Genomic DNA, 19,497 nt, shown 5'->3' with positions numbered 1-19,497 from the left:
GGGGAATCATCACAAAGCCGCGGTCTTATTTCAGAATGAACAGCTCTTGCAGGATGTCTCGGAGGATGGAAGCATTCATCGACACGTAATTTCCTCCCAACATGCTGGAGTGGATTCCGTACCCTTCATACGTCATCAGTCGTTTCGTAGCCTGTGTCCAAGCGGATTCATTCCATTTAACTGCAACCAGATCTTCCTCGCCCGATTCCAGCTCTGATTGAATGAGATGGATCGCTGCGTTCGTTGCACCCATATTGATCAGTTGATTGTGGTACATCACATAGCTGACCGTTTTTCGAATGAAGCTTTGCTTGACGAATTCATTGGCAGCGTACAAATTGAAGTCTTCTTGTGTCATGTTGAACATTTCGATGTTTTCTCCAATTTCGGCAAATAACTGGGCAATGTCACTTTCGGTTTCCGCCAGAGTCCGCTCCATCACCTTGTCTTTCCAATACGAATCGAACATGATGAGGTCGGTCACGACATATCCTTGGTTCTCCAGTTCTTTTGCAACTTCAAAAGCCAGATTGCCTCCCGATGAATATCCCATGAGCGTATAGGGTCCTTTTGGATCAATCGCGACAATGGCTTCGATGTACTGCTCAAGTCGATTGTCTTCTTGGATGAAATCAAAGCTGTGCAGGGAGACGCCCTTGATTTCATTAGCAAGCTTCTGGTAATAGACACTCTGAGCTCCAATCGGCGTAAAGCAGAATACCTTTCTCGTTGTCTCTTCATTTAAGAGAATGGCTCTTCCGGTGTTGCCCTCGAAGTTCTTGTGGGTGATGAAATCCGCTACCTTCTCAATGGTTGGATGCTGGAAGATGAGGTTCAGCGGCAGTTCAATCTGCATGTACTCATACACCTTTGCAACCAGCAGTGTTGCTTTCAATGAGTGTCCACCCAGTTCAAAGAAATGGTCAGTGATACCGATCGGGTCTACTCCCAAAACTTCCTGCCAAATGGATGCCAATTGATGCTCAGTCGCATTTCTTGGCGCCACGTACTCACGTGTCGTCGCATCTGATTGCTGTGGCTTCGGCAATGCTTTGCGATCCACTTTTCCATTGGCCGAAAGCGGAAGTTGATCCAACTGAACAAAATAGCTTGGAACCATGTAAGCAGGCAGTTCCTTCGCCAGATGCCTTCTCAGCTCGGAAACGGATACCTCTGCTGCAGTGACTAGATAAGCGCAAAGATACTGAACGGCTGTTACGTCATCTTCTTGCACAACCACCACTGCTTGATCGATGCCATCGTAAGTGAGTATGGTGCTCTCGATCTCCCCGATCTCGATACGATACCCTCTCACTTTCACCTGTTCGTCAGCCCGACCGATGTAATCGATCGTGCCATCTGTCCGCCATTTCACCAAGTCACCGGTTTTATACATGCGCTCTCCTGGTATGAACGGATTCGGAACGAACTTTTCTTGTGTGAGCTCTGGTTTGTTCAAATAACCTCTTGCAAGTCCGGGGCCTCCGATGCATAGCTCTCCCACTACGCCGATCGATTGCAAGTGATGTTGTGTATCTACGATGTACACTTGTACATTGGCTAGCGGTCGGCCAATGGTGATAGCTTCACCTACTTCGATCGAACGAGAGATGGTGGTGACAACGCTGTTTTCGGTCGGACCGTATTCATTGTTGATCTCAATTGCTGGATGCTTTTCTTTCGTTTTTTGCACAAGCTGTGCAGGTAATTTCTCGCCTCCCAATGTTACGCAACGCAGAGGAGAGAAATCGGCAGCAGTCGAGCAATCCAGAATCGCTTGGAACAGACTCGGTACACCGTAGTAATGTGTAACTCCCGTTGAGGCAATCAGTTTTTTCAACGCTACAGGATCTTTAGCTTCTTCCTCTCTCGGCAGGACGCAAGTAGCACCTCCGAGAAGCGGAGCGAACAAGCTTGCTACAAATCCATCGAACGCAAACGAGAATACCTGCAACGCCTTGTGTTCCGGTCCGAAGCCATACTCATCTCTTCTCCACTGCAAGCAATTGACGATTCCCTGATGCGGAATCATGACGCCCTTCGGCTTACCGGTCGTACCTGATGTATAGATCACATAGGCAAGATCGGTCGATTGATTGAGTGATGTGAGATTAGAGCCATCCATCTCGGCCTCATGCTCTGCGTTCAGATCAAGCCAATCAAGTCCGCTCGACACGCGGGACAATAGTTCTGACAGATGAGCTTGGCAGAGAAGCAGGGCAGCGTCACTGTCCTCCAGCAAGTACTGAATGCGTTCTTGCGGATACGCAGGATCGATCGGAACATAAGCACCGCCTGCCTTTAAAATACCAAGGATGCCAATGATCATCTCTGGTGAACGCTCCGCCATGACCGCTACAAGACGATCAGGTCCGATTCCTTTGGTGCGTAGAACTCTTGCCAATCTGTTGGCTCGCTCATTGAGCTCGGCGTACGTCAGTGATTGCCCGTTAAAGAGAATGGCTTCCTGATTTGGTGTCTTATCGACTTGTTCCTCGAATAATTGATGCAGTGTTTTGTCTTGTACATAACTGACAGCTGTATCATTGAACTTTTCAAAAATGATCTGCTTCTCATCCGTCGAGAGCATGTCGATCTCACTCAAGCGGGTATGCGGATTTTGCACAACAATTTGTGCAATGGCCAAGAAGTGGTTGCTAAATCGTTCAATGGTCTCTCTCGCAAACAAGTTTGTGCTGTACTCGACACCAATGCTGATCTCTTCACGCTCTTCTGAGGCAATCAACGTCAAATCGAATTTGGAATGGTTGCCAGTCTGATCCGTCATGAAAGGAGCAAGTGACAAGCCAGGCAAGTCGATTGACTCATCCGTGTTGTTCTGCACAGTAAACATGGTGTCGAAGAGCGGATTTCTGCTTAAGTCTCGCGGTATGTCCAGTTTTTCCACCAGTTCCTCAAACGGATAGTCCTGATGGGCGTAAGCGTCCAGTGCATTTTGCTTAACTTGTAGCAGCAACTCGGTAAATGTTTTCGCAGCATGTGGCTTGTTTCTCATCGCCAATGTGTTTACAAACATACCGACAATCGGTTCCAGTTCAGCATGGGATCTGCCTGTAATTGGTGTGCCGACGATGATGTCCTCCTGCCCGGAATACTTGGAAAGCAGTACATTATAGGTTGCAAGGAGAACCATGTACAGCGTCGTTCCAGTTTCTCGCGCCAGCTGGTTCAAGCCTTCCATGAGCTGTTTTCCGGTTCCGATTGTATACTGATCCCCTGCGAAATTTTGGATGCTTGGTCGAGTGAAATCTGTTTGCAGGTTTAGTACTGGAATGTCGTCTGCAAACAATTGAGCCCAGTACTCTTCTTGCTTGTTGAAGGCATCGGATCGGGAAAGCTCCTGTTGCCATACGGAGAAATCCTTGTACTGGATTCGCAGCTCGGGCAAAACATCTCCTTGGTACAGCTGCACTAAATCTGACAGGAGAATGCCGGATGATACCCCGTCGGAAATGCTATGATGCATGTCGGTAAAGAGCACATGACGATCTTCGCCGATATTCAGAAGTCGGGCGCGAAGCAACGGCGCTACTCCCAGATCGAATGGCTGAACGAGGGATGAAAGAGCCTGTTGGGCCTGGTCTTCTGTGATCGTTGTATACGAGAGATCAAAAGGAACTTCCTCGTGAATCTTTTGAACAGGTTCTCCATTTACAACGGCAAAAGATGTACGAAGACTTTCATGTCGCTCAATCAGTTGCTTGAACGCTGTCTCTAATCGTTCTGGTTCCAGCTTTCCTTCGATCAGCATGGTCGAAGGCATATTGTAGCTGATGCCGACTCCCTCAAATTGATGGAGGATAAACATGCGCTTTTGGGCCGATGAAACAGGGTAATACTCTTGCGCAGGTGCTGGTTGAATCGAAATGACATACCCTCTTGCTGTCTCTTCGATGTGTGCAGCCAATTGCTGAATCGTTGGTTTTTCGAACAAAATACGAAGCGGGATATCCACTTGATATTCGTTATGCATGCTCGAAATCACACTCATCGCACGCAGGGAGTGACCGCCAATTGCAAAGAAATCATCCAGAACCCCTACTTGCTCCACATTCAGCACTTGCTCCCATACGCGGGCCAATTGCGCTTCCAATTCCGTACGAGGCGCTACATACTCCGTCGTTCTGAGTAAAGATACGTCTGGCGCCGGCAAGGAACGTCTGTCGATCTTCCCATTTGCGGTAAGCGGCAGCGCTTCAAGAGAAACGAAATACGAAGGAATCATCGCTTGAGGCAATTCTTTTAGCAATTCCTGACGTAATTGTGCTGTGTCGATCTCGTGGTCTGCCACAACGTACGCACATAAATACTTTTCTTGTCTGTGATCCTCTCTTGCGACCACGACTACTTCCAAGATTCCCTCTTGCTTGCGTAGCTGTGTCTCGATTTCGCCGAGCTCGATACGGACACCCCTGATTTTTACTTGATGATCGTTACGACCCAGGAATTCCACATTGCCATCCGAGCGCCATTTCGCCAAATCACCCGTACGATACAGCAGCTCACCTGGAGCGAATGGATTCGGTACGAACTTCTCCAGTGTCAGCTCAGGTCTGTTCAAATAACCGCGAGCGACCCCTGCTCCACCGATGCACAACTCACCCACGACTCCAATAGGCTGAAGATTCAATTGTTGGTCCATTACATACATCTGCATATTCGGCAGCGGTTTTCCGATCGGTACCGTTCCCGAGCGGATGGATGAGACATCCGTTTCTTCATAATAGCTGGAATCGATGCACGCCTCTGTTACCCCATAACTGTTAACAATGCGCAACGAATCGCTGAATCTGGCGAGCAAGGTCTTGAAGTCTTCTGCTGGACAACTGTCTGCTCCGAGAATCAGGAGCTTCATCTGACTGATGTCGAGCTGGTTTTCGTAAATGTAATGCATCAACGGCATGATCAGAGCTGGTGTCGCTTCGAAAATAGTGATTTCATACCGCTTGATAATTTCGTACAAGGAAGCAGGGTCCATTTTGACCTCATTCGGGCAAATTACCAGCTGACCTCCTGTGAGCAATGCGCGGGCAAAGTCGCCAGTCGATACGTCAAACGCGAAGCTCGCCATCTGCAGCAAGCGAACCGGGAAGGTGTCCAAGTGATACTCATCCTGCCATGCAAACGCGACATTCGCATAGCTCCGGTGCTCGATCACGACCCCTTTTGGCTTGCCAGTCGTACCGGAAGTATAAATGATGTAAGCGGCGTGTTCCGGCAGTGCCACAGGCTCCAGATTACTCACTTCTCCCTGATACAGCCCCTCTGCATCCAAATAGAGAGTTTCGTGAGGGAATGCAAGCTGTGTATTCATCTTTTGCAAGGTAAGGAACAGCTTCGCATCACTATCTTCCAAAATGAATGCTTGACGCTCCAACGGATAGTCTGGATCAATCGGGACGTAGGCGCCGCCGGCTTTCAAAATACCGAGTGTCCCTACTACCATGTGCAAGGAACGGTCTACCATGATGCCGACTTTGCTCTCTGGCTTGACTCCCTTTTGGCGCAAGATACGTGCGAGCTGGTTCGCTTTTTCATTTAATTCCCGATACGTTAGCTGTTCATCTTCATAAATGACGGCTACCTGGTTCGGTGTTTTTTCGACCTGCTCTTCGAATAGCTCCTGGAACGTTTTATTCGTTGGATAAGCGGCTTTTGTTGCATTGAAATCATGCAGCATCTGATCCATCTCGTCTTTTGACAAGACACTGATCTCGGCCAGCTTGCTATCTGGATTGGCAATGATCGACTGTAAAAGATTGACGTAATGAGCTGCCAGACGATCGATCGAATCTTTTGCAAACAACTTCGTGCAATAGCTGAATTGCACGAGAAGCTCATCTTGTTGTTCCATCGCATCCAGAGCGATATCGAATTTCGCGATCTTGCCATCTACCGGATAAGCGGACATATTGAGTCCTGCAATTTCTAATGCAGAAGAATCCGCAAGCCCCAGACTGAACATCGTATCAAATAGCGGATTTCGGCTTAGATCGCGCCGCACTTCCAGCTTATCTACGAGATGCTCAAACGGATAATCCTGATGTTGAAACGCATCTAGTGCATTTTGTCGCACGTCACCCAAAAATTCACGGAAGGTCAGGTTGCCTCCTACCACATTTTTCAAGGCGAGCGTGTTGACGAACATGCCGACGATTCGTTCCACATCTGCGTGGGATCGACCTGCAATCGGTGTGCCGACTACGATTTCTTCCTGTCCTGCGTATTTGGACAGCAGCACATTGTAGGCTGCCAGAAGCACCATGAACAGTGTGGAGCCAGTATTTGCAGCGAGTTGTCGCAACTCCGCAAGCAAGTGATTTCCTGTACCGATCGCTACTGTGTCGCCTTCGAAGCTTTGAACAGTAGGTCTTGGGTAATCAATTGGCAGATTGAGTAATGGGATCTCTCCTGCAAAGGCATGGGTCCAATAATCCTCCTGTTTTTGGAAGCGCTCAGACTGGGCCAGCTTCGTTTGCCAAGCAGCGAAATCTTTGTACTGGAGACGCATGTCAGGGAGCTGCTTTTCTTCGTACAAGCTCGCAAACTCCTTGGCGATGACTGCAAGCGATACTCCATCCGAGATAATGTGGTGCATATCCATGAAGAACAAGTGTCGTTCTGCTCCCAGTTTGATCAGATGAACCCGGAACAGCGGAGCCACTTCGAGATCAAATGGCTGGACCAACTCCTGAATGCGTTGCTCTACTTGGTCTTCTGCTGCCTCGGAAATGCCAATGTGCAGCTCGACTTCCTCATGGACTCGTTGCACTGGTTCCCCGTTTTTCGAATGGAAGGATGTTCGCAGGGATTCATGTCGTCTTACCAGCGTTTGAATAGCGTGTTCAAAGCGTTCGTAATCCAGATTGCCATCTATCATCAGCACATTTGGTACGTTGTAGCTGATCCCGTTTCCTTCAAATTCATGCAGGATGTACATTCTTTTTTGTGCGAACGAGACTGGATAAAAGTCTGCTTGCTCTACTGGTTGAATCGTCTCGAACTGTTCCATTTCACTCGCAGTGATATAGGCAGCCAGCTCATGGATCGTAGGAGATTCAAACAGTGCTTTTAACGGAAGCTCTACCTGAAATGCTTTATGCACCTGCGTGATTACATTCATGGCCTTCAGGGAATGTCCGCCCAATTCAAAGAAGTTGTCGTGAATGCCTATCGCATGAATTCCCAGTACCCCTTGCCAAATTTCAGCCAGCTTCGTCTCGGTCGCATTTTGTGGAGCAACATATGCGGAACCGTGAACCCGATCACCAGATGGTTCTGGCAATGCTCTACGATCGAGCTTTCCGTTTGCTGTTAAAGGCAGTTTATCCATTTGGACATAGAAGGTTGGAACCATGTAGCTAGGCAATTCTTTGGATATAGCTTCTCTCAGGTCTGCTACGTCGAGTTCCTCTTCTGGAACAAAGTAAGCGCAAAGAGCTTTTTGGCCGTTCGTATCATCCATCACCGTAACGACAGCTTCTTTTACCTTTTCCAGATTGGTGAGAACGGTCTCGATTTCCCCAAGCTCGATCCGATAGCCTCTGATCTTTACTTGTTGGTCGATACGACCCAAATACTCAATCGTTCCATCCGCTTTCCATCTCGCCAAATCGCCTGTGCGGTACATGTTTTCACCAGAAACAAACGGATTCGGAACAAACTTCTCATCGGTCAATTCCGGCTTGTTCAAATAGCCTCTGGCTACCCCGTCGCCACCTACGCATAGTTCACCCGGCACTCCAATTGGCTGCGGCTGATTATATCGATCCACGATATAAGCAGTGGAGTTCGTAATCGGCTTCCCAATCGGAATATTGTCTTCGAATTCCTTCTCTATCAGATAGCACGTGGAGAAGGTAGTGTTCTCGGTCGGGCCGTATCCGTTCCAGATTTCTAGATCGGGATGAGCGCTGTTTACTTTGTTGATGTGTTTCGGAGACAGTGCTTCACCACCGACGATTAACGCACGTAAGCCTTCAAACATCGCCGAGTTGTCTTGCGAGAGCTGGTTAAACAGTGGTGAAGTTAACCACATTGTGGTAATCCGATTCTCTCGCAGGAAGCTGCCCAGCTTCTCTGCATCTAACAGAACATCCTTGCTCACGAGGGACAAACTAGCACCATGTAGCAGAGCTCCGAAAATTTCAAACGTCATGGCATCGAAGCCAATGGCGCCCGTTTGAATCATACGATCTTCTTCACGTACCTGAACATAATTCGTATGTTTCACCAATCGAGTGACATTGCGATGCTCAACCATAACTCCTTTTGGTTTGCCCGTTGAACCTGACGTGTACATCACATAGGCCAAGTCTTTGGCGTTATTGAGGTTAGTCAAGTTGCTGGCATCTTCTAGCTCCAGGCTCTCGTCTTCCAAAATAATTGGAATGAGACCTTCGCCTGCGAGATGCAACAGATGTCTTTGAACAAGGACAACCTTCACGCCACCATCTTCGAGCATGTAAGAAATACGCTCTGATGGATGCTCCGGATCAATCCCTAGGTAGGCGCCTCCCGCTTTGATGATTCCCATGATGCCTGTGATCATCTCGAGAGAACGATCTGCGATCAGTCCTACAACGGAATCCTTCCCGATTTCCTCACGGCGAAGCGCGCTTGCGATCTGGTTCGCTTTCTGGTTCAGCTCCTGATACGTCAGCATCTGTCCGTCAAAAATAACGGCAGCATTCTCAGGTGTTCTCAGGACCTGCTCCTCGAAAAGCTCTTGGATGGTGCTTTCGCGTGGATAATCGACAACCGTATTGTTAAATGCAACTGTCACAAGCTGCTTTTCTTCTTCGTTCAACAAGCTGAGCTCGTGCAAGGAAGCGGTTTGATCTGCCACGACTCCTCGCAGTACCTGGAGGAAATGACCTGCCATTCTTTCAATCGTGCCTCTTTGGAACAATTTCGTGGAGTACACGAGACCAAAATGAATTCCTGTCTCATCTTCATGCGCTTCCACCGTGAGATCGAATTTGGCATTGCCTTGCTGCCCATCTCCGGCGTAGGCTTCAAATTTCAGCCCATCCAACTCATAAGCTTTTTTGTCCAGGTTTTGCAAAATAAACATGGTGTCAAACAGCGGGTTTCTGCTGAGATCCCTCTGGATTTCCAGTTTTTCGACCAGTGCTTCAAACGGATAATCCTGATGGGCGTATGCTTGCAGCGTATTCTGTTTGACATCTTCCAAAAATGCCTGGAATGATTTCGTTCCGTCAGGGGTGTTTCGCAAAGCCAATGTATTGACAAACATCCCCAAGACTTTTTCTACATCCGCATGGGATCTGCCAGCAATCGGCGTTCCCACTACAATGTCTTCCTGGCCGCTGTATTTGGAAAGGAGCACATTGTAAGCCGCCAGCAAGACCATAAACAGTGTGGTTTGGTTCTCATGGGCGAGCTTGTATAAATCGTTCAACAACGTTTTGTCTGTCTGGAACGAAATGCAATCTCCCTCAAAGCTTTGAACCAGCGGGCGAGAATAATCGGCGGGCAGATTCAGTACCGGAATGTCACCCGCGAAGGAATTCAACCAATAGTTCTCGTGCTTTGTATAGATGTCTGTTTGGAACAGATCCGTCTGCCAGACAGCAAAATCTTTGTATTGAACAGACAGTTCTGGCAAATATTCGTTTCGGTACAGCTTCGAGAACTCTTCCATGATGATTCCGACAGAGACGCCATCCGAAATGATGTGATGCATATCCATTAGGAAGAGATGTCGCTTCTCTCCCAGTCTGAAGAGTCCGACCCGCAACAACGGAGCCTTCTCCAGATCAAATGCTTGCACAAATGATTCGATGGTTTGCTCGACTTGGTCTTCCGTCAAATCCTCATAGCGCACATCCAGTTCGACTGCCTCATGTACACGCTGAACAGGCTCGCCATTCACTGTGTGGAAGGATGTCCGCAACGATTCGTGTCGCTTGACCAGCCCATGTATCGCGGTTTCAAAGCGTGCATGATCCAGATCGCCTTCGATATACATCACGCTTGGCATGTTATAGACTGTGCCGGTGCCTTCAAACTGGCGCAGGACAAACATCCTTTTTTGTGCAGAGGAAACGGGATAATACGCTTGCCACGGTACAGGCTGAATCGATATATGTGTGTCCTTTCCACTTGTATCGATATACTCTGCCAATGCCTGAATGGTAGGTGTCGCAAAGAGTACTCTGAGTGGAAGCTCGACTTGATACTCTCGATGGATCTGTGCGGCGAGCGACATGGCTTTCAAGGAATGCCCACCTAGCTGGAAGAAATTGTCGAGAATACCGATCTCGTTTACCCCGAGCACACGTTCCCAAATCTCTACTAGCCTGCTTTCCACAGGACTTGCTGGCGCCACATATTCTGCTCCTGTTACAGGTCTGCCTTCTGGTTTCGGCAAGGCTTTCCTGTCGATCTTTCCATTAGGTGTAAGCGGGAGAAGATCGAGCTGAACCAAGTACGCAGGAATCATGTAAGACGGCAAGCTTTGCGACAAATACGACCACAGATTCGAGACTTCAAGCTTTTCTTCCGCCGTGTAATAAGCAGCAAGCGACGATTGGCCCTGTTGGTCCTCATGGACAATTACGACAGCCGAAGTCAGCTTTTCAAAGGAGAGCATAACCGACTCAATCTCGCCGATTTCAATCCGATATCCCCTTACTTTTACCTGTTCATCCAAGCGACCGACAAATTCAATCGTTCCGTCAGGGAGCCACTTTCCTAGATCGCCAGTCTTGTACATGCGCTCGCCTTCCAAATAAGGATGGGAAACAAACTTCTCTGCTGTGAGTTCCGGTTTGTTCCAATATCCACGTGCCAATCCGTAGCCACCGATGCAAATTTCCCCTACCACGCCGATTGGCTGTAGCTGATGGAAATTGTCCACGATATAGATGCTGGTGTTGGCAATGGGACGTCCGATCGTTATCGCAGAATCCAGTTGCGAAATTCGCTGCCAGGTGGCGACGACACTGCTTTCTGTCGGACCGTATTCATTGACGATGACCAATTCCGGATTCTGCTGATTGCTCTTCTCAACGAGCTGAGCAGATACTTTTTCGCCACCAAGTGTGACGGTTTGCAGGGAGATGATATCCGAAGCAGAACCGCATTCCAATATAGCTTGGAACAAACTTGGCACGCTTGTCATTTGGGTGCATCTCGCAGCTGCAATGAGGTTTCTGAGAGATACAGGGTCTTTGGCTTCTTCATCCTCCGCTAAGATGACGGTTGAACCGGAAAGGATCGGTGTAAAGAAGGAAAGGACAAAGGCATCAAACGCAAAAGATAGGGGCACCAGACTTCTATCATGGACGCTAAACTGATACTCCTCTTTCTTCCACAACACGCTGTTGACAATGCCACGATGCTCGATCATTACTCCTTTTGGTTTGCCTGTTGTCCCCGATGTGTAGATGACATAAGCCAAATCGGAAGCGGTTTGAATCGGCTCGAGATTCGAACGGTTGGGAGAATAGTTCTTCTCCTCCTCCAGATACAGGCATTCCACGCTCACACTAGAAGCCAGCTTAGCTCCAAGATGTATTTGGGTAAGCACCAGACGGGCTTCGCAATCCTCCAGCATATAGGCCACACGATCTTCCGGATATTCGGGATCGATAGGCACATAGGCTCCACCTGCTTTCAAAATGGCCATGATTCCCACAACCATTTCCACAGAACGGTTTGCCATGATTCCTACGAATTGATTAGCCTTTACTCCCCGTTCACGCAAGGTGACGGCAAGCTGGTTTGCTCGCTCATTCAGTTCGTGATAGGACATCTGCTTATCGCCGATTTCAACCGCAGCAACCTGTGGTGTTTTTTCCACTTGCTCCTCAAATAGCTCATGTAGTGTCTTGTTCTGCGGATATTCCTTATGTGTATCGTTGAATTCTACTAACAAGCGATGCTTTTCTTCATCGGACAGCATCGTGATTTCGGATAAGGTAATGGCTTGTTGCTCAATAACGGCATGGAGGATTCGGATAAAATGTGCCGCTATTTTTTCAATCGTTTTTCGTGTAAACAATTTGGTGCAATAATCAAGACTAAAGATGATCTCCTCATCTTCTTCGTACGCCTCTAATGACAGATCAAACTTGGCCTGATTCACGTCTGCCATATAGGGTGTAAACGTCAGTTGTTCCATTTCGAACGGCTTCTGATCCATATTTTGCAAGATAAATACGGTGTCAAACAAAGGATTGCGGCTCAGATCCCGTTGAATGTTCAGCTTATCGATCAGCTCATCCAGTGGATAATCCTGATTCTCAAAAGCTTTCAGCGTATTGTTTTTCACTTCTGCCAAAAAGCTAAGGAAGGTCTTAGCCCCCATAGGCTCGTTTCGCAATGCCAGTGTATTGACAAACATACCGATGATCGAATCCGTTTCTGCATGGGACCTGCCAGCAGTAGGCGCACCAACAATAATGTCCTCTTGTCCAGAGTATTTGGAGAGAAGTACATTGTAGGCAGCCAGCAGGACCATGTAGAGCGTAGCTCCTGTACCATGGGCAAGTCGATTTAATTCTTTTTTCAATAGGGCACCGGAGCTGAAAACAAATCGCTCACCCTCGAAGCTTTTCACAGAAGGTCTCGGATAATCCGTTGCAAGATTCAATACAGGAATTTCTCCCGTAAAGGTATCGATCCAATAAGCTTCCTGAGAAGCAAACTCTTCCGTCTCAACCCATTGATTCTGCCAATGGGCAAAATCCTTGTACTGAATGCTCAGTTCTGGCAGCTCTTCCCCGTGATAAAGCTGAGCAAGCTCTTGAACAAGAATCCCAATAGATACACCATCCACCACAATATGGTGCAAATCCAGCATGAAAAGATGGCGTTCCGGAGCCAGTTTGACCAGTCCAGCGCGAATCAGTGGAGCTTTTTCCAAATCGAACGGTTGAATAAATTGCTCGACGATTTGTTTGAGCTCTCCCTCTGTTGACTCCATCAACGAGATTTCCAGCTCGACATCTTCATGTACCCGCTGAACAGTCTCTCCTTTCATGGAGTGGAACGAGGTACGCAGAGATTCATGGCGTCTCACCAGACTCTTGAGCGCTTGCTGCAAACGCTCTGTATCCAGCATGCCATCGATGTACAGGATGCCAGGCATGTTGTAGCTGATGTCTGCACCTTCCATTTGTCGGAGAATAAACATTCTCTTTTGTGCAGAAGATACCGAATAATACTCCTGCTTTTGGACAGGTTCAATCGTCGTATACTTGCCTTTGCTAGCAGTAGAGATGTATGCCGACAAGTCAGCGATCGTTGGCGATTCAAACAGTGTTTTCAACGGCACATCTACTTGAAGGGTGCGATGGATCAAAGAGATGACGTTCATTGCCTTCAAGGAGTGTCCACCCAACTCGAAGAAATGATCGTGTACCCCGATTGGGTTCACGCCAAGTACACTTTGCCAAATGTCTGCGAGCGTGGCTTCCACTTCATTGCGCGGCGCTACATATACGGTTTCTAATGAGGATGCTCCCTCAGGTTGAGGCAATGCTTTGCGATCTACCTTGCCATTTGCCGTGAGCGGCAGTTTCTCCAAATAAACAAAATAAGAAGGAACCATATAAGATGGCAAATGGGAAGCCATGTAAGCTCTCAGGTCGGCTGTCTTGATTTCCTGATCGGAAACGATATAGGCGTACAGGTTGTTTTGCCCTTTTTCATCTGGACGGGCAAGGACAATGGCCGTTTTTATCCATTCATGTTGCAAAAGCCTTGCTTCGATCTCACCCAGTTCGATCCGGTGGCCTCTGATTTTGACCTGATGGTCGATGCGTCCGAGATATTCCACGTTGCCGCAGGCTAGGTACCTTACCATGTCTCCAGTACGGTACATCCTGCTACCCGGTTCAAACGGATTGTCAATGAAGCTGGCTGTTGTCAATTCTTCACGATTCCAGTAACCGCGGGCCAATCCATCGCCAGCAATGCACAGTTCTCCTGCAACCCCTACAGGCTGGAGCTGGTTGCTCGCATTTACGACGTACAAACGGACGTTATCAATCGGTTTGCCAATAGGAATCACGCCATACTCCGGCAAACGAGGGCAAATCCAGTATGTCGCATCAATCGTGGATTCTGTAGGGCCATAGAGATTAATCAACTGTGCCGTTTGATTCTGGTAAAAGCGCGAAACAAGTGCAGGTGCCAATGCTTCTCCACCGCAGAAGACGCGTTGCAGGTTCGTGCAAGAGCTCCATCCCGGTTCGGTCATGATCAGATCTAGCAAGGAAGGAACCATCTGTAGAGTCGTGATCTTCTCTTCTCTGATCATGCGAGTCATGTACTCGATGTCACGATGTCCGTCTGGCTTTGCCAGTACCAGGCGTCCCCCCGTGATCAGTGGCAAATAAAATTCCCATACGGAAGCATCGAAGGAAAACGGCGTTTTTTGCAAAACAGCATCCTCTGTAGACAGTGGGAACGCATTCTTCATCCAAAGCATGTGATTGCAAATCGCTTGATGCGCAATCATAACCCCTTTGGGATTTCCGGTCGATCCTGATGTATAGATGACATAGGCCAAGTCATCCCTGCCAGCGACATTGTCAAGATTGGTGTCGTCACCTGCATAAATCGCTTCATCGTCTACGTCGATAATTTCTCCTGCATACTCTACTGTCTCTTTCAAATGACGCTGTGTCAGTAGAATCGGAGCTTTGCTGTTGCTGAGCATGTATTGGATTCTTTCTGGCGGGTAGCTAGGATCAATTGGCGTATATGCACCACCTGCTTTTAACACGGCCAACATGCTCACGACCATCCCGATGGAACGGTCTACCATAATTCCGATCAATGTATCTGGTTGAGTTCCTTTGCTCCGCAGCAAACGAGCTACTTGATTGGCCCGGGCGTTCAACTGGCGGTAGGTCAAGGTGTTTCCGTCAAAGGCTACCGCTACTTGATCTGGCGTAAGCAATACTTGCTCTTCAAACAATTGGTGCAAAACCTGATCATTAGAACGTTCGACAAAAGTATCGTTGACGTTCAGGATGAGATCACGTTTTTCTGCTTCTGTCATCATGTCGATTTCTGCTAACTTGGCATTCGGTTGTGCACTAATGGTACGCAGGATCTCGAGATAATGATGGGCCATTCTTTGGATGGTTTCTTTCTTGAATAGCTTCGTACCAAATGCGAATAGGAATTGAATGTCAGATTGCGATTCACTCGCATTCAAAGCTAGATCGAACTTTGAAATTTTGTTAAATATCTCGTACGGAGCTGCTGTCAGCTGCTCAATTTCCAGCGACTGCTGATTCGCATTTTCCAAAGAAAACATGGTGTCAAACAAAGGATTTCGGCTAATGTCACGTTGAATCGCCAGCTTTTCCACCAGCTCTTCAAATGGATAATCCTGATTGTCATAAGCCGCCAGCGCATTTTGTTTCACTTCTTGCAAGAAGTGGGTAAAGGTTTTTTCGCTCGCAGGATGATCTCTCATCGCCAACGTATTCACAAAGATCCCCATGATGTTTTCCACATCGGCATGAGAACGACCAGCGACAGGCGTACCCACAATGATATCCTCTTGGCCGGAATACTTGGACAGCAGTACATGGTAAGCCGCGAGCAAGACCATATACAGGGTTGTACCCGTATCTGCTGCTACCTTGCGCAAACGCTCGGTCAATTCTTTTCCTGTATCAAAAAGAACAAGATCCCCTTCAAAGCTTTGAATGGTTGGACGCGGATAATCAGTCGGCAGATTGAGTAATGGAATTTCATCAGCAAACGTATTCAACCAGTGAAGCTCCTGCTTCTTGTACACGTCCGTCTGGAACAGCTCATTTTGCCAGGCAGCGAAATCCTTGTATTGAAGAGGAAGAGGCTGCAAGGCTTCTCCTTGGTACGACTTGGCAAATTCACTCAACAAAATTTGGGATGAGACACCGTCCGAGATGATATGGTGCATGTCGAGCAGGAACAAATGACGGTCTTTGCCCAACTTGACCAAGCCTGTTCGAATCAATGGCACGGTTCCGAGGTCAAATGGACGGACAAAATCGCGCATGATCTGCTCCGCCTTGCCTTCCGTAGACTTCAGCATCAGGATTGGTACTTCTACCTCATCATGCACTTTCTGTACAGGCTCACCATCGATACGGTGGAAGGAGGTGCGTAAAGCTTCGTGGCGCTCCGCCAGTCGTTGGACCGTGCTAGCAAAACGATTGTAATCCAGCTTTCCTTCCAGCAACATTGCTCCCGAAATGTTATAGCTGATGCCACTTCCTTCAAATTGCTGAAGGATGTACATTCTTTTTTGAGCAGAAGATACGGGATAAAATTCTTTTACCTCAACCGGTTGAATGGCTGTGTACTTGCTTTTCCCCGATTTCGAGATAAAAGTAGCGAGCTGGGATACGGTCGGATTCTCGAACAGTGCCTTTACTGGCAAATCCACTTCCAACGCTTTAGAGACTTGAAAGATGACTGTCATAGCCTTCAGTGAATGTCCGCCCAAATCAAAGAAATGATCGTGAACGCCTACACGACTAACCCCCAGGGCCTGCTGCCAAATCTCAGCCAATTTTGTTTCCGTTTCATTCTGAGGAGCGACGTACGCTGTTCCCGTTACAACTGCACCGTCAGGCTTCGGCAATTTCTTCCGCTCTACTTTTCCATTGGCAGTCAGCGGAATTTCCTCCAAACGGATGAAAGAAGACGGAACCATGTAGGAAGGAAGCGTACTACTCAGATGTTCTCTTAATTCAGATACCGTCAGCTCTTGCTCGGAAACAATGTAAGCGTATAGGACATTTTGACCACTGTTGTCCTTTTCTACGATGACAACTGCTTCCTTGATCGATTCATGCTGCGTCAGACGAGTTTCAATTTCGCCCATCTCAATCCGATGTCCGCGAATCTTAACTTGATGGTCTGTTCTCCCTAAATATTCCATGCTTCCATCAGGCAGCCATTTCGCCAGGTCACCAGTGCGGTACATTTTGGTCCCTAGACGGAACGGATTATCGATAAATTTTTCCTGAGTCAGCTCCGGTCTATTGAAGTACCCTTTCGCTACGCCATCTCCGGCTATGTACATTTCGCCAATGGAGCCAACTGGCACAGGCTGCATGGAAGAATCAAGCAAATAGAGCTGGACGTTATCGGCAGGGACACCGATTGGTACGGATTCTTGTTTGGTTTGTTCTGGGTCATACTGATAAATCATGCAGCCAACAACGGTTTCGGTTGGTCCGTACTCGTTGAAGATTTTGGCATTGTGACCAAAATTCTCATAGATTCTCTTCGCCAGCTTCGTTGGCAAGTTTTCACCGCCGACAATAAACCGTCTGATGCTGCAATTTGTGCCATCAATTTCTTCTATCAGCTTCAGGTGTGTGGGCGTCAGTTTGATGATTCCGACTTTATTGTCTTGGATGATATCTAAAATGACCTGTACCTTGTCTGCTCCCCTGTACACATAGATGGTGTTACCTGACAGAAGTGGCGTGAAGATCGAAGTGACAGTCAAATCAAACGAAATGGAAGAGTAGAGCGGGAAGTCTACAGCTTCACCCTGGACATACACTTTGTTCGCCCACCAGATGTAATTGACCAAACCTTGATGGGTGATCATCGCCCCTTTCGGATTCCCAGTGGACCCGGAGGTATAGATCATATAAGCCAAATCATCTGGCGTGCTCTGTGTTTCAAGATTCGTGCTATCACCTTCATACAAGGTTGAATCGTCTAAATAGAGGATGTCTCCTTCAAATTCGATTTTTTCCTGAAGGTGAGACTGTGTTAAGAGAATCGTTGTCTGACTGTCATCCAGTAAGTACTGAATACGCTCGAGCGGATATTCTGGATCAATCGGCAAATAGGCACCGCCTGATTTTAGGACAGCCATGATTGCTACGATCAGTTCCAGTGAATGCTCCGCCATAATCGAAACAATACTGCCTCGGGAAATTCCTTTCTCGCAAAGAGCTCTGGCAAGCTGGTTCGAACGCTCATGGAGCTCCTGGTATGTAAGCTGATCTTTCCCGCAAACCGCCGCTACTTTATTTGGCGACTGACTTGCTTGCTCTGCGATCAGTTCATATATCACTTTGTCTCGCGGATAATCGACGGCCGTTTCGTTATAATCTACCAATAATTGCTGTTTTTCCACATCAGTGATGATGCCGATATCTTGAAGCAGCACTTCTGGATTGTGAATGATCTGCTCGATGATCGTTTTTAAATGACCTTCCACTCGGTCCACGAATGCCTGTTCATAAACCGAAGCATTATAGCTCAGCTTCACATACATTTCGTTCCACGGTGCGACGGCAACGACTACGTTAAAATCATAGGACGTCTGCTCTTCCCCATTTTCAACGGTGAACTGAAAACCGAGTGAATCTTCCAGATCGTTTTTGGAGTTATCCGGGTAGTTTTCATAGGTCACCAAATGATCAATCAGTTCCTGTTTCAGTTCTGCTTTACTCTGAATCTCATACAGCGGGGCGAAATCATAGGCAGCAGACGCCAACGCTTGCTTTTGGACAATTTTTAGCAGATCACTGAAAGATTGCTGTCTATTCGTTTGGATTCGGGTTGGAATCGTGTTAATGAACAAGCCAACCATGCTCTCAATTCCTTGGATCTGAGGCGGACGACCCGATACAACAGACCCGAAAACAACATCTTCAGAATTTTTGTATTTGCTGGCTAAAATACCCCAAAGTGCTTGAACCACACTGCTCATCGTGGCCTGATTCTGATTGGCAATCTGCATCAATTGCTGTGTCTTCTCTGGCGCTATGGTGAATAGAGACTCAACATGCAGATAGGTGCCACCCTCAGCCACATACTTCTTCTTCGGGAAGTCTGCTTGGTGATCAAAGTCCTCCAAGTAATTCTGCCAGTAAGTGAGCGCCTCTTCTTTGTTTTGCTTATCCAGCCATTTGATGTATTCGCTGTATGGTTTTGCTGCTTCCCGTGATATCGATTCACCTTTACGGAGTGCAGCGTAATAAGAAAGCAGCTTGCCCTGCAATACGCCCAATGTCCACCCGTCGACGACAATATGGTGGAACGCCCAAATGAATTGATACTGGCTTTCCCCTGTTTGGAAAATGGCTGCTTTCATTAGGGTATCTTTTGTCAAGTCAAACGAATGATGTTGATCGGTATAAGCTTTTATGTAATCCTTCTGTTCATTTTCAGACAGATGGGAAATGTTTTCGAAATGTACAGTAGCTTTTCTCTCTTTAAAGACAACCTGTCTAGGTCGCTGCAGGTTTTGATAGACAAACACCGTTCGCAATACCTCGTAGTTTTCTACGAGCTTGTTGATGCTTTCTTCGAAGATCGGCAGGTGAAAATCCCCCTGGATCTTTGCGGACATCTGGAGGCAGTAGGCGCTGCTGTCTGTATCTGTGACAGCATGAAACAACATTCCCTCTTGCAATGGGGTTAACGGGTAAATCTTTGCGATATTTTCCTGCTTTTTCATTACGCACC

1 protein-coding gene is annotated in these 19,497 nt (G+C 47.6%); it reads right to left on the bottom strand.

What is annotated here, in order from left to right; translation table 11 throughout:
• Positions 1-25: 25 nt before the first annotated feature.
• On the bottom strand, positions 26-19,489 hold the full coding sequence (gene tycC, locus ACFYU8_RS03265) for a tyrocidine non-ribosomal peptide synthetase TycC (RefSeq protein WP_390295862.1): 19,464 nt from the start codon (positions 19,487-19,489) through the stop codon (positions 26-28).
• Positions 19,490-19,497: the final 8 nt, after the last annotated feature.

This window comes from Brevibacillus sp. NPDC003359, assembly GCF_042878995.1.
Lineage (GTDB): Bacteria > Bacillota > Bacilli > Brevibacillales > Brevibacillaceae > Brevibacillus.
The sequence above is the reverse complement of the archived record's forward strand: the minus strand, read 5'-3'. Positions and strand labels throughout refer to the sequence as shown.

Coding starts and splice junctions, on each gene's coding strand:
- tycC (WP_390295862.1), bottom strand. CDS start 19,489: ATGAAAAAGCAGGAAAATATCGCAAAGATTTACCCGTTAACCCCATTG.